Source organism: Cyclobacterium sp. SYSU L10401 (assembly GCF_010993705.1).
GTDB lineage: Bacteria > Bacteroidota > Bacteroidia > Cytophagales > Cyclobacteriaceae > Cyclobacterium.
Genome location: NZ_WOFO01000004.1, coordinates 467,316 through 479,831, shown reverse-complemented (window position 1 = coordinate 479,831; position 12,516 = coordinate 467,316). Strand labels below are relative to the sequence as shown.

The following is a 12,516-nucleotide window of genomic DNA, read 5'->3' as shown; positions in this document are numbered from 1 at the left end:
ATCTTCCAAAGCAGCATGTAGAATTATTCCTTTATCACCTTTAGGTACTCTACTTTCTGACCCCATTGGATTTCTATAACCATTAGTCCACCAGGAATTTTTGAGATAAGGCTTGCCAGTTGCTCATTCATTTCGTTTTCGGAATTGACCCTGATTGCTGGAGTGATCAGCTCTGGATGGATAATTCGAAAGGTGATTTGTTCATCGGTATACTGAGTTTTATTAACCAAAGAAATTTTTAGATGTTTCCCTAGCGTCGGATTGGGGTAAGCGCGCCACACGCCATTTGTTATCCCGACCTGTGAAATCTTTATTCCCACCGTTTTACTGTAGGTATAAGCGCCAGAAAAGTCTACCTGCTTTAATCTGTAATAGGCCATGCAGTCAAAAAGAGGGAGATTATCATCAGAAAAGCTGTAATCAGTGAGAAGATCGGAATAACCTACACTCTCTACTTTCCCAATTTTTTCAAAATGCTTTATATTATTAAGCGCACGCTCTACTTCGAAGTGTGAGTTTTCCCATTCCTTAAAAGTACCCCATGTAATAGTACCAATGCGCGTTTTTTCATCAAAGGATGCATTGATGTAGGAATATTCTACAGGAAGTATGATGAGGGTAGCAGAGATGATTACCAGTCCATTTCCGCCGTTCCCACCTCCGGTACCACCACCACCTCCACCGCCGCCGTTTGTGGCATTTGTTGCCGTTCCTGTAGCGCCATTTGTACCACCATCTACTCCAGAACCTTGGGTTTGGAACCGGCTAGAGCTGGCAGATCCTCCGCCACCCCCACCATATCCTAGTAATCCGGCTCCTCCATTCCCTCCGTTAGCTCTGGGCTGACCACGGTTACTTACAGTCCCATTAGATCCATTGCCAGAAGCTCCACCACCACCGCCACCTGCTCTCCTGTTACCACCAGCACTAGCTCCGGCTCCCCCTGGTCTTCCCATGCCTGATTGCTGTCCGCGTCCGCCATTTCCACCTTCACCACCTAGACCGGGGTTTGCGGTATGTGTATCAAAACGTGTAGGTGTTCCGGGGCTACCACCAACACCGTCAGTAATACTACCGGTTCCACCAGCACCAACCGTATAGTTAAATGAATTTTCAGGAGAGGTATCAATGGTAAAAGTCTTTACCTGGCCTCCTCCTCCGCCTCCTGCTCCTTGTCCTCTTCCGCCTCCACCACCCCCTCCTACGATAATTATGGTCAGCACAATCTCGTCTACATATTCACCAGATTGCAGGCTGGTGGATGTGGGAACGGAATACGTGCCGATACCTGGAGTTGAGTCCGTTACCGGTGGAAGGATTTCAAATCTTTGAGCTAGTAAGGTATTTGATGTTGTTAGTACGAGGAATGAAATGATATGGATTAGATAAAACTGTAAAAATTTAATAATCATGTAGGAAGTTCTTTAATTTAAACATTAACCCTTTTTAAGTATTAAAATAATCGTTTTTGTGAATAATTATTTTTTAAAAATAATTTTTTTTTAAAAAAGATCAAACACCTTTAAGGTCTATTTTGTTTATCTAAAGAGACTTTTAATTTAATTTTTGACTGATTTTTTTGAAACTATAACTTTTTAATTAAGTAAAAGAGGTAAAAGTGGAGAAGGGAGTGGCCTGAAAGATTTGTTCACTGGTTCTGCCTCTGGCTTCTTTTGCCTGTGAAATGGGGGATAATCATTTAACCATAAAGGAGATGCATCCCCTCAATTTGTTAGGGGCCAATGGTAGGCAGTTAATCCGATACGGGCAGAGGATCAATATGCCACTAAAGAGTTGTTGATTCGTGGTGACTTTATTTGTCGTTGCTTTGTGCGAATGAAATATTTTTTACTTTCTGCCTATACCCTGCTTCAGCAGATTGGTATTCAGGTTTTGCCAACCCTTTCTTTCCCATATCAGAGAGCTGGAGGAAGTTAATTTACCGTTATTTCTTGTGTTTCCGCTTTCGGTCCCACCAGACATAGGCAATAAAACCAACCAGACTGACCGCTCCAACCCATACCAAGCCGCCTTTCAGCCGATCCGTATTTTCCCCCAGAAAGGCGGTGACAGCCGTAAGCGGGGCTATTCCCAACATGGTGCTGCCGATAAATTTCCAGTAGCCCATGCGCAACATTCCCGCAATGATGCTGATGGCATCGTTGGATAGGAAGGGGGAAACCCGGGTTACAATGACGGCCCAAAAGCCATAGTCTTCCAGAAATTCGGATATTTTCTTTTCTGTTTTTTGGCCAAGGATTTGATCGATTACTGGCGTGCCGAATTTAACTCCTATTCCATAACCGATGGAGGAAGCCGTGAATATCGCCACCAGGATGATCCCTGCCCCGGCCCAGGGTCCGTAGGCAACTACCGTTACGACCATTAATAGAAAGGAGGGAACCACAAACAGAAACATCTGCAAAGTCATGGCAGCCACGATGAGCAGCGGCCCCCAAAAATCAAATTGCTCCACCCAATTGGATATTCTCTCCTCATCATTGCTGCGAAGCACCTCCCAGGCCTCTGAAAAAAATTCCCGAACCGAGTCGTTTAGGAAATAAAGAGCGATCAGGGTTCCAAAAAAAATACTGGAAAGAATATAGGGCCAAACAGCCGGTTTATTTTCGGACATAAAATTAACGATAAAAACAGTTTACGTATTAACATAGATTGTACCGAAAGTACTCATTTCCAGAAAAAAAAGGGAAGATTTCTGTGGAGAAACCTGCGTTTCCGGATTCATCTGCTTTTTTCATTTGTTCCTGCCCTTTTACGGATCCTTGTTTTTTCTATCCGACAATTGCTGATTTTTATTATCCGTCAAAGATGGCTATTTTTCGATTACTTGTAGAAATACCTCCTTTACGGAAATCCGGTATAGGTTCGCATTATTTGCGGAACGATCGTATGAGCTAACTTAATTTTATTCTGTTGAAAAGTACCTCCCTATGTTGACGAGAAACTCTTTTCGTTGGGTAATGTATTGCGGCCTGGCGTTTTTTCTTTTTGGGTTCCAAAACCTTGCTATTGGCAGTGGAGGAATTGGGATACCCCAAACAGTAACCCCCAATGCATTTGAAGGAACGGATACCGAGCGCATTATCCAGGCGATAGAAGCCGCGAAGGAACGTGTCCAAGTGGTACGCATTCCGAAGGAAAATGCCAATGGAACGGCCATATGGATGATTGATAGTGCGCTGTTGTTGCCCAGCAATATGACGCTGATATTGGACAATTGCACCTTGCAACTCTCTGATACAAGCAGGGACAACCTGTTCCGTTCGGACAATGTAGGGGAAGGCATTACTGACCCGGTCTGGAACGAAAATATACGAATTTACGGAATTGGAAATGCGGTACTCAAAGGGGCGGTCAATCCCCGGGCAACGGGTGACGGTGCCAGGACGCTTAGCCTGAATCCACAAGCAGAGCAGGAAAAGGGAAATTGGCGGGTAAGTTATGGAAGTGATGCCGGAAAACCTGGTTTGAAGCAAACGGGCGACTGGCGGAATATCATGGTGTTGATCGGATACGTCCGGGACTTCAATCTAAAAAATGTTCGTTTTGAAAATGCCCATGGCTGGACCATTAGTTTTGAGCGAACGGTGGGAATAGACCTATCCGATGTGACTATTTTCAACGAAGAGTTTGTGACCGTGGATGGGGAGCAATTGATGACGGCGAATAAGGATGGGATTAACCTGAGACAGGGTTGTAAAAACGTTCGGATCGATCATGTCTCCGGTGTAACAGGGGATGATTTTATAGCGCTTTCTAATTTGGATACCGCCCCCGATATTCCCAAGCAAAATGGAGATATCAACGGGAGTATGGTAACAGCCAGTCGCTGGTACGGACCGGAAGATGATATCGAGCAAGTGGTGATTACGAATATCTCCTGTGAAAACCGGTACCGCGCGGTTGCGATACGGGGCAGCGACCGGGCAGGAATCCATCATATCTACATTAGTGGTGTCATTTTTAGGGCCATGGAGGAGCGATATGAAGCCCTGCTGATTGGAGGGAGGGGCTATGGAGAAGAATCGCTACCGGGTAAAATTCATACCATTCAGGCCATGAACATCATGGGAAATGGCCAATCCCTGGTAAGGATACAGGCAAAAGTAGCCAACTGTCATTTTTTAAATGGCATGTATACCGGGGTAAATGAGCGTGCTACCTTGTATGAGGTGGACCCTCGGGAGACGAGTAATGTGACCGAAAACACTTGGTTAAAGGTCAGGTGAGCATTTTGTTTCGAACCGGTGGCTTAACGAAGGACGCTATGGAATAAATACGGGGACCGATCTCCATTTCGGGTCGAGCCCCCCTTCCCCTTGCTTGTTTTGTTCGAAAAGGATGAATACATTTAGAAGATCCAACATAACCAGTTATCAAATGAATGTGAAACCAAAGAAAATGGTGAAATTATCGAACAGTTTTGTTTTTTTGCTGATACTTAATTTTTTAGGCCTTACCCAGCTGGCTGTTGCGCAAAACCCCTCCCTTTTGGAGGTAAACCCACCTGATGGGCCTTCAAATGATCAGGTCAGTGCCATCGTAAATGTGCGCCTGATAGATGGGCTTGGAGGGCCGCCAGTGGAGAAGGCAGTCGTGCTGATCAAAGGCAATCGCATATGGGAAGCAGGTACTGAAGAACAGGTAGCCATTCCGGAAGGAGCTGAAATAATGGATGGTACCGGAATGAGCCTGCTGCCGGGTCTGATGGATTCCCATTTACATAATGTAAACAACAACAAGGCATTACATGCCATTCTTACCAATGGGGTGACGACTGTCAGGGATCCGGGACACCCCTTTCGGTTTTACCAGTCGCTCCACTTTGCCCAGGCCAAAATGCCCCGGGTGTACCTGACAGGAGCCCATCTGGACGGCTATCCGGGGGTCTACCTGGATCAGGCTGCCCTGATAAGAAGTAAGGATCATATCCAAACGCTGATAAAGGACTATGTGAAGCAGGGAGGATCTGGTATTAAAATTTATTTCAGGCTTCCGCTAAAGTATTTCGAGACGGTGATCCAGACGGCTGATTTCTACCACATACCCGTAGTAGCGCATTTGGAGCTGGTAGATGCCGATGATGCCATGATGGCAGGGCTTCAGGGCATCGAACACATCACCTCCTTCGGTACCTCCCTGGCCGATCCAGAAGACGCGAAAGCATTCAGGGAAGGCGTTCAGGCAGATAATAATTACAGAAGGGAAGGCAGGTACCGCCTGTGGTCGAAGATAGATTTGTCCGCTGACCGGGTGAAAGAGGTGCTTGCCCTGGCGGTGAAAAATAAGGTGGTATTGTCACCCACCCTGACCACCTTTGAAAGGCAGGTTGGTGACGAGGAGTACCAGGCAAAGGCCTTCCAAAACATGCTTGATTTCGTCGGCATGGCGCATCAGGCAGGAGTCACGGTGGTTACTGGTTCCCACAATTCCGGTAAATACGCCCAACCCGGCCTTGCCTACCAGCGGGAGATGGAGCTATTGGTTGCTGCCGGTATGACGCCGCTGGAGGCCATTTCCAGCAGTACCCTTTATAACGCCCGTTATTTCCGTACCCAGGACCGTCTGGGCAGTATTGAGCCCGGCAAGCTAGCCGACCTGATCCTGGTGGAAGGCGACCCCTCCGTGGATATCAAAGCCATGTATGCCATCAAAAAAGTCATGCTCAACGGGGAATGGGTGGATAGGGAGGAAGTGGTGGAGTAGGAGGTGACGCAAAAATCCGAGGCAGTGCAATAAATATTTGTCACAGAGGACACAATGAGCCACAGAGGGCGCAAAGGTGAAAGGTTAATTTGGTTCACGCTGAGCGGGGCCTAAGGGTCGTCCCTCTTTTTCTTGCCGACCTTTATTCCGATGCCCGATTATTCCAATATCCGCCTTTTAAAGGAAAGAAGCATGGGGGTGAAGGGCTAGAGATTATTCTGAATAATCAAAAGTGAATGCATTGTTTGAATTATTTTTATATGCATCCTCATGCTCCCTTATGCTATCAGTTCAAAGTTTAAATAATCCTGCATTAATTTAAAATGCTTGTCAAAACTGAAAAGGGATATCCTTTGATGAATTACTTGTTGCAGAATGATCAAATCAGGAATACCGACCTTATTGACACCTTTTTGAAGATTCAAAAGTTGGTATTTTTGGATGAGTTGCCAATCAATGGACAGGGGAATCATTTCTAATTCAAGAAGGTTTTCCAGGATGTCATACCTGCCTTTATGTTCCAAAAAAGGCGATAACTCCGTCAAAATTAACTCGTTGATACATACCAAATCCTCTGTGATCATCCGGTCGAGAATGGGGATATTTCCAGACTTGAAATAGTCAATCCAAACCGAACTATCGACCAAAACCCTGTGACCAGACATCCTATCGCTTTCTAAGGTCATCCAAGTCAATTTCCAGATCAATGGTTCCTTTGTAGGCGATCAATCGTTTTCTTTTTATGCGTGCTATTTGGTCTTCCAATGCCTCTTTTATTAACTGGCTTTTCGTTTTAGCGCCTGTAAGCTCCATCGCTTCTTTAATCAGCTTTTCGGGTATTTCCAAGGTAGTTCTCATAATTTTTGGTGTTTATACGCATAAAAATATATGCTAATATAACCTATTTTATGAAAATTTAAGTTCAAATATAAATAGTGAATAACAGTTGAAAATCATCAACCACCGTCATTGCGAGCGCAGCGAAGCAATCTGATCCGAAGCGAAACCGGAAGTCCTCCGTGGAATGCCCTCCAAAAACGAATGATGGATTCGCACACCGACAGACTGCCGCAGGTGCCGGGGCGATTACGACCATTCGACTGGACTCCGTTTGCACCCTCGCAGTGACGGCATCACCACATCCTCAAATCATGCATCAGTTGTTCATTGCCCCGCTCAGCTTGGTGCAATAAGAAAGACTTTCACGTTTTTTTCCGTGACGATTTGGCTTTTTTTTCATAGCTTAATCTCCGGAAATGCCAAATGAATCCTTTGTACCCTTTTCGATTCGATTAGAGAAGCGATGGGGGCATTTGCGGGCAGTTCCATTCCATTGGTCCGAATAACGGATTTACTAGAGCCGGAAGGGCTAGTTTCGCCAGATGAGGAAATCAAGGTCCTGTTGCAGACCCTTTAACCCGTACCACTAAATACCAAACAAAATGAAAGCGCTCTTTTCACTATTCTTACTACTGACATCGCTCCACTTATCGCAAGCCCAGGACAGGTTGTCGGGCAAGGCCTTTGCCACCCGGTCTGAAGTATTGGCCCGGAATGGAATGGCGGCCACCAATCATCCGCTGGCCACCCAGATTGCCATCGACATCCTCAAGCGCGGAGGGAGTGCCGTGGATGCAGCCATCGCGGCGAATGCTTTTTTGGGATTTGCCGATCCTGGAAACAATGGCATCGGTGGAGATTTATTTGCCATTGTCTGGGATGAGAAAACCCAGCAATTGTATGGTCTCAATGCCAGCGGAAAATCACCGGGCAGCCTAACGGTAGACAAATTTAAAGCCGAGGTCGAAGCGGGTAAAAGCCGTACTACAGGTCCGCTGTCTGTTACAACTCCCGGTGCTGTGGGAGGTTGGTTTGCCTTGCACGAAAAATTTGGACAGTTGGCGTTTAGCGATTTGCTTGAGCCTACTATCAATTACGCCCGGGAAGGTATCCCCGTTTCTTCCGAGGTATCGGATAATTTTTCAACTGTCAATTTGGGGCGGGACAATCCATCCTTTGAGGCAACCTACTTTACGGATGAAGGCAGGCTTCCGCGTTTAGGGGAGCTATTTTCAAATCCGGAACTGGCAAATACCCTGGAAATCATCGCTAACGAGGGAAGGGACGGGTTTTACACGGGAAAAGTCGCCCAAACCATCGCCGATCAGGTACAAGCGGAAGGTGGCTACCTCAGCACAGCAGATCTGGCAAACAACGAGCCCGAGTGGGTTGATCCGGTATCGATCAACTATCGTGGTTACGATATTTGGGAAATGCCACCCAACGGTCAGGGAATGGCGGCCCTTCAGATGCTGAATATCATCAAAGGATTCGACCTGGCCAGCATGGGCTATGGCAGTGCCGCCCATATCCATACCTTTTTAGAAGCCAAAAAGTTGGCCTATGCGGATATGACCACCTACTATGGAGACCCCAATTTCGGCACGATTCCCCTGAAGCGGTTATTATCGGAGGAATATGCAGCAGAACGCAGAAAACTGATTGATCCCGAAAGGGCAGGAACGTTTGAAGAAGGATTAACATCAGGTGACCACACGATCTACCTGACAGTTGCGGATGGGGATGGCAATATGGTCTCCCTGATTCAAAGCAATTCGGCGCTATTTGGTTCCCGAGTGGTTCCGGCCGGATTGGGCTTTGTACTGCAAAACAGGGGTGCCGGATTTATTTTGGAAGAAGGGCATATCAATAACTATGCGCCCGGTAAGCGGCCTTTTCATACCATCATTCCGGCCTTTGTAACCAAGGATAATAAACCCTTTATGAGTTTTGGTCTGATGGGCGGCGATATGCAAACGCAGGGACATGCGCAGATCATCATGAATATCATCGATTTTAAGATGAACCTGCAGGAAGCAGGAGATGCGCCCCGAATTTATCATCGGGACGAAAACCTCAGTAGCGGCGGCACCTTTCTTGAGTCAGGGTTCGATTACGAAGTGATCCGTGACTTGATGGACAAAGGCCATACCCTGCGAATGGGAAAGGGTATCTTTGGCGGGTATCAGGCCATTATGCGTAAAAATGGGGTGTATTACGGGGCTTCAGAATCCAGGAAGGACGGACAGGCAGCGGGGTATTAGAAGTGTATTCCTATGCTGAATTGAAAACGGTAAGCAGTGCCTATCGTTTGCGACAGCGTGGAAGTATTTACGTATTTAAAAATCTCAAGGTAAACGAAATTCCTCTTTTAAAATGGGAGTGGGGGATTTTTTCGAAGGTTTCTAATATTCAAATGACTGATTTATAGATAGGTACGTAATTAAATCCCCCTTGCCCCCTTGTCAAGTGGGAATTGGTATCGATAGGCTTCCATTAGTTATAATCTCTGCATTCCTTCGGGATTAATGGAAATGGCCTGGAGCGTAAAGCAAGGATTTATCTTCATCAGTAGCCTGCAAAAAGTTGGATGGTGACTACCAAAACCGGAAGCGATGGCAAGAATATAGAACGAATGATTTGCCCGTATCCAGACAGAAGCCCCAAAGAAGTGACTTACCCAATCCCGAAGGGATGATAAGATTATAGAAAAAAAATGATCAACCGATAAATTAAATCCCGAAGGGATTATGTGATTTTAGCGAGGAAAACATCCCAGACAAGTGAGTGATAGAAATGCCACCTGGTGGCCATTATAGATAGAACTTTGATCAGTTCTTGCGCTAAACGTGGAGGGCCATCAAGCTTAATCAACTCCCTATCATCAAACCCTAAGCAAAGCCGAACGCGAATCTAATTCAACTTCCCTTAATCTCCAATCATCCCATCTCCAAAACCTAAACGGCGCTAAAGGCGAATCTCCGGCTAATTTTTTCTCCCACTAATGCCTGGATTTTACCTACCTTGTCAAAAAGTCTACAGGTGGAGCTTGATCAGGATATTAAGCATTCGATGCGATGGTTAAAATGGAGGATGAACGGTCTTTTGGCGATCGCCATTTTACTGGACGTGGCGGCCGTTTCGTTTTACCTGCTTTCAGTGATCAAGCCGGAGACGGTACAGCGTTTTTTCCCCCAAAGTATGCCCGAATATGTCAATGGAGTATCGGTGGTACTGGCCTCCCTTTCCGGCGTACTGTTTGTGTACGTGGCCTTTCTGGGGCAGCGCTGGCAGATGCTTTTTCAGCAGCAAGAGATCCGGGATAACCGGAAGGAAATTCGGTTTTCTACCGGTGAACTACGGATCAGAATCGAAACGCTGGCCAATCAGGTGATGCAAATGGATGGCGATGTTATCTGCCAGACATTTTTTCGGATGCTGGACCACTGGTGTATGGTTCGTGATTCTGTCCGCTATACCCCTATCATCAACCGTCCTGACCAGCAGAAAAGCGGTCATTTCGGAAATAAAAGAGTAGCTATCGAAAAAGCCTTCGTTTGCTTTTTTGAGGACCTGATTCATTGGGTGGATGACGAGGAAAGAGGGTGGAGGCAAACGATGGATCTTTCGAAAGAAAAGCAGTTTTATTCCGAAAACGGGTATGCCTGGCAGGCACGCCCCTTCGGTTTGGCGCCTATCGGTGAAGCAGCGAACCTGCGCTTGCTGACCAGCAGCCCACTGACTAAAGATGAGATGGCTTTCCTTATCCGGACAGTACCTACCGGGACGGCCTTTGATGCCTACCTTCGATTGGGTTTCCAGTTGTTTTTCTTCATGATGGATAAAAACCTTTCACATTACCTACCGATCATCGAGGCTGGCATGGGGAGGCACGAGCGTACGTTTTTGTTTTATCAGCTTGCGACACAATTTGAGGGGAAGGAACGTAAAAAAACCAAAGATTGGTTGCAGCAGAATGGGTTTCTTGCCGGAATTCCCACGCAAGAACTCCTGTCACCTGAGCATGGAAGCTTCTTTATCCAATCGGCAGCAGAGGGGCCAAAGTGACGGGTGGCAGATAGCCAACCTTCGTGTGTCCTTCCGCAGCATTTTTTGTCCCGGAAATAGCTTGGATAAGCAAGCCCGTTTCAGATGAAGGTGATGGGGATGTTTATCCAGTCACGGGATGTGGAAAATTCCTGTACCTTCCAAGGGACATTTTGGGGCAGGAAAATCAAACCTCTACCCCCATTTCCTCCACTTGTTCTTTCAGTGCCAGGTTCATATCTTCAAACCCTGCTTTGATCTCTGTATCAAGTTTTTGGGCCATCAAACCTACTAATATTCCTTTGAACTTTTCGCTGTGAATAAAAGTGGTGCTGCCATCTTCATTTGCCAAAAGTTGGAAAATATGTTCACCATCGAAAATACCCGGGAACAAAACATGCCCTAACCAGCGAAATTCACGGTCTTGATCAAATTCCAAAACAGTAGGTTTAAACGTCATGGGCTTGGTGCCTTGCGGGCCCAGAACAACTTTAATATTGTTTCCTTTTTTTACCTCCCCGGTAATAGAACGTACAAAGGGGTTCCAATGTGAATGATTCTCAAAATCTGTCAATACTTGCCAGACTTTTTCCGGGCTTGCATTGATCCGGATCTGGGTTTTGATTTCCTTTTTCATGGTCCTTTATCTTTTGTGATTTTCAATTGATTATAGACCAAAGGTAGGGTGCTATTGCTTGCTTTCTCTTGACAAAAATCAAGAAATTATGAAAGTTGTTTGTTTCGTATGCGGCTAAAGGTTTCCGGACTCATTCCCAGCATGGAAGCAATGTATTGTAAGGGGACCTGGTTGAAAAGAGATGGGTTTTGCTTGAAAAAATCCTGATACCGCTCTTCGGCAGATTTAGAAAGATGATTGTAAACCCGGTTTTCAAGTATGGTGAAACACTTGATGATGAATAACTTCTCAAACTCATGCCATTGGGGTACTTCTTTTAGTATTTTTTGATAATCAGTCCTATCGATACTGAACAGGTCCACATCAGTAAGTGCCTGCATATTCCAACGGGAACTGCCTCCGAACATAAAACTTGAGATCTCGGTGACAAAATATCCCGGGGTGGAAATCCATTGGGTGATTTCTTTGCCATCATCCTGGGTATAGAGGCGAACCATACCTGATTTGATAAAGGAAAGCTGATGGGCCGGCTGTCCCTGCCTCATCAGAAAGGCACCCTTGGGTAGAATTTGCGCTTTAAACTTATCGCATACTACTTTTAGTTCATCCTGTTTAAGAACGCCAAAGTATTCCTTGATATAGTATTCCAGGCTTTCCATAAATGGGCCAAATGGTAATTAATCTTTGAACTACAGCAGACAAAAGTATTGCTTTGCGAGCTGCCATCCAATTTTATTCATGGTAGAACCAGTCCTTCTTGATTGGCGATAGGGGATTACCTTTAATGATAGGGATACCATAGCATAAAAACATTGTCGCAAAAATGTGCCAACACCAATTTCGAATAGTAATGAAGATTCGTAAGCACTCCAAAGAACGGCCTTTAAATGAATCCATGAGTACAAAAACTGCAAAAAAGAACCGGCCCAACTTGGGATTTCTCCTAAATTGGGCCGGTAAATCGTTGGCCGACCAGGGCTCGAACCTGGACTCTTCTGGACCAAAACCAGACGTGTTGCCAGTTACACCATCGGCCAAACTTATCCCCTCTCGCAAAGGTGTCACAAATGTAGCAGGACTTTTTTTTTAATGCAAACCCCATGTATAAGAATTTTCCCCAATCACTTTCAAAAGCCTTATTTTCAGAAGCAAATTTTAATTTTGCCATGCACCTTTGGTCATGATAGTCCCCTTAGGTAGACTTCCTTTATAAAAAAAAGCTTGCTTTTTTGGGTTATTTCTTTCCTGAAACCAGATTTAGTGCC

10 protein-coding genes and 1 tRNA gene are annotated in these 12,516 nt (G+C 45.7%); 4 read left to right on the top strand and 7 right to left on the bottom strand.

Features of this window, described 5'->3' with window-relative positions:
- Positions 1–23 precede the first annotated feature (23 nt).
- Positions 24–1,412 carry a glycine-rich domain-containing protein gene (locus tag GL182_RS12590; protein ID WP_163380018.1) on the bottom strand — a complete coding sequence of 463 codons (1,389 nt, stop codon included), beginning with the start codon at positions 1,410–1,412 and terminating at the stop codon, positions 24–26.
- A gap of 533 nt (positions 1,413–1,945) precedes the next feature.
- A complete protein-coding gene (locus GL182_RS12585) occupies positions 1,946–2,635 on the bottom strand; it encodes a TVP38/TMEM64 family protein (protein ID WP_163380017.1) in 690 nt (229 codons plus the stop codon).
- 316 nt (positions 2,636–2,951) lie between these two features.
- On the opposite strand from GL182_RS12585, the gene GL182_RS12580 reads away from it, so the two are divergent.
- Together GL182_RS12580 and GL182_RS12575 are read left to right on the top strand one after the other, a co-directional pair.
- On the top strand, positions 2,952–4,250 hold the full coding sequence (locus GL182_RS12580; protein ID WP_240469818.1) for a glycosyl hydrolase family 28 protein: 1,299 nt from the start codon (positions 2,952–2,954) through the stop codon (positions 4,248–4,250).
- A gap of 151 nt (positions 4,251–4,401) precedes the next feature.
- Positions 4,402–5,727: an amidohydrolase family protein gene (locus GL182_RS12575; RefSeq protein WP_163380016.1), complete on the top strand. Its 1,326-nt coding sequence runs from the start codon at positions 4,402–4,404 to the stop codon at positions 5,725–5,727.
- 278 nt (positions 5,728–6,005) lie between these two features.
- Here the strand turns inward: GL182_RS12575 and GL182_RS12570 are convergent, their stop codons facing one another.
- Both GL182_RS12570 and GL182_RS12565 read right to left on the bottom strand, forming a co-directional pair.
- Complete coding sequence (locus tag GL182_RS12570; RefSeq protein ID WP_205603644.1) at positions 6,006–6,413, bottom strand: PIN domain-containing protein; 408 nt, start codon at positions 6,411–6,413, stop codon at positions 6,006–6,008.
- Positions 6,394–6,585, bottom strand: coding sequence for a type II toxin-antitoxin system VapB family antitoxin (locus tag GL182_RS12565; protein WP_163380015.1), 192 nt, complete (start codon positions 6,583–6,585; stop codon positions 6,394–6,396). Before GL182_RS12565 ends, GL182_RS12570 begins: the two co-directional genes overlap by 20 nt.
- 584 nt (positions 6,586–7,169) lie before the next feature.
- Between GL182_RS12565 and ggt the strand changes: the two genes are divergently transcribed.
- Both ggt and GL182_RS12555 read left to right on the top strand, forming a co-directional pair.
- The gene (gene ggt, locus GL182_RS12560) at positions 7,170–8,831 is read left to right on the top strand and encodes a gamma-glutamyltransferase (protein ID WP_163380014.1); all 1,662 of its coding nucleotides are present in this window, start codon (positions 7,170–7,172) and stop codon (positions 8,829–8,831) included.
- Between the two features lie 808 nt (positions 8,832–9,639).
- Positions 9,640–10,635, top strand: a complete 996-nt coding sequence (locus GL182_RS12555; RefSeq protein WP_163380013.1) for a hypothetical protein — start codon at positions 9,640–9,642, stop codon at positions 10,633–10,635.
- A 166-nt stretch (positions 10,636–10,801) separates the two neighbouring features.
- Here GL182_RS12555 and GL182_RS12550 read toward each other — a convergent pair whose 3' ends face one another.
- From GL182_RS12550 to GL182_RS12540, 3 genes are all read right to left on the bottom strand, one after another.
- Positions 10,802–11,251, bottom strand: a complete 450-nt coding sequence (locus GL182_RS12550; RefSeq protein WP_163380012.1) for an SRPBCC domain-containing protein — start codon at positions 11,249–11,251, stop codon at positions 10,802–10,804.
- An 86-nt stretch (positions 11,252–11,337) separates the two neighbouring features.
- Complete coding sequence (locus tag GL182_RS12545; protein ID WP_163380011.1) at positions 11,338–11,910, bottom strand: Crp/Fnr family transcriptional regulator; 573 nt, start codon at positions 11,908–11,910, stop codon at positions 11,338–11,340.
- Positions 11,911–12,215: 305 nt separating this feature from the next.
- Positions 12,216–12,288 (bottom strand) — tRNA-Gln (locus tag GL182_RS12540).
- Positions 12,289–12,516 lie beyond the last annotated feature (228 nt).

Bases quoted from the DNA above. Each gene is read 5' to 3' on its own strand.
- GL182_RS12545 (WP_163380011.1), bottom strand. From the start codon at position 11,910: ATGGAAAGCCTGGAATACTATATCAAGGAATACTTTGGCGTTCTTAAA.
- GL182_RS12585 (WP_163380017.1), bottom strand. From the start codon at position 2,635: ATGTCCGAAAATAAACCGGCTGTTTGGCCCTATATTCTTTCCAGTATT.
- GL182_RS12555 (WP_163380013.1), top strand. From the start codon at position 9,640: ATGCGATGGTTAAAATGGAGGATGAACGGTCTTTTGGCGATCGCCATT.
- GL182_RS12565 (WP_163380015.1), bottom strand. From the start codon at position 6,585: ATGAGAACTACCTTGGAAATACCCGAAAAGCTGATTAAAGAAGCGATG.
- ggt (WP_163380014.1), top strand. From the start codon at position 7,170: ATGAAAGCGCTCTTTTCACTATTCTTACTACTGACATCGCTCCACTTA.
- GL182_RS12550 (WP_163380012.1), bottom strand. From the start codon at position 11,251: ATGAAAAAGGAAATCAAAACCCAGATCCGGATCAATGCAAGCCCGGAA.
- GL182_RS12575 (WP_163380016.1), top strand. From the start codon at position 4,402: ATGAATGTGAAACCAAAGAAAATGGTGAAATTATCGAACAGTTTTGTT.
- GL182_RS12570 (WP_205603644.1), bottom strand. From the start codon at position 6,413: ATGACCTTAGAAAGCGATAGGATGTCTGGTCACAGGGTTTTGGTCGAT.
- GL182_RS12580 (WP_240469818.1), top strand. From the start codon at position 2,952: ATGTTGACGAGAAACTCTTTTCGTTGGGTAATGTATTGCGGCCTGGCG.
- GL182_RS12590 (WP_163380018.1), bottom strand. From the start codon at position 1,412: ATGATTATTAAATTTTTACAGTTTTATCTAATCCATATCATTTCATTC.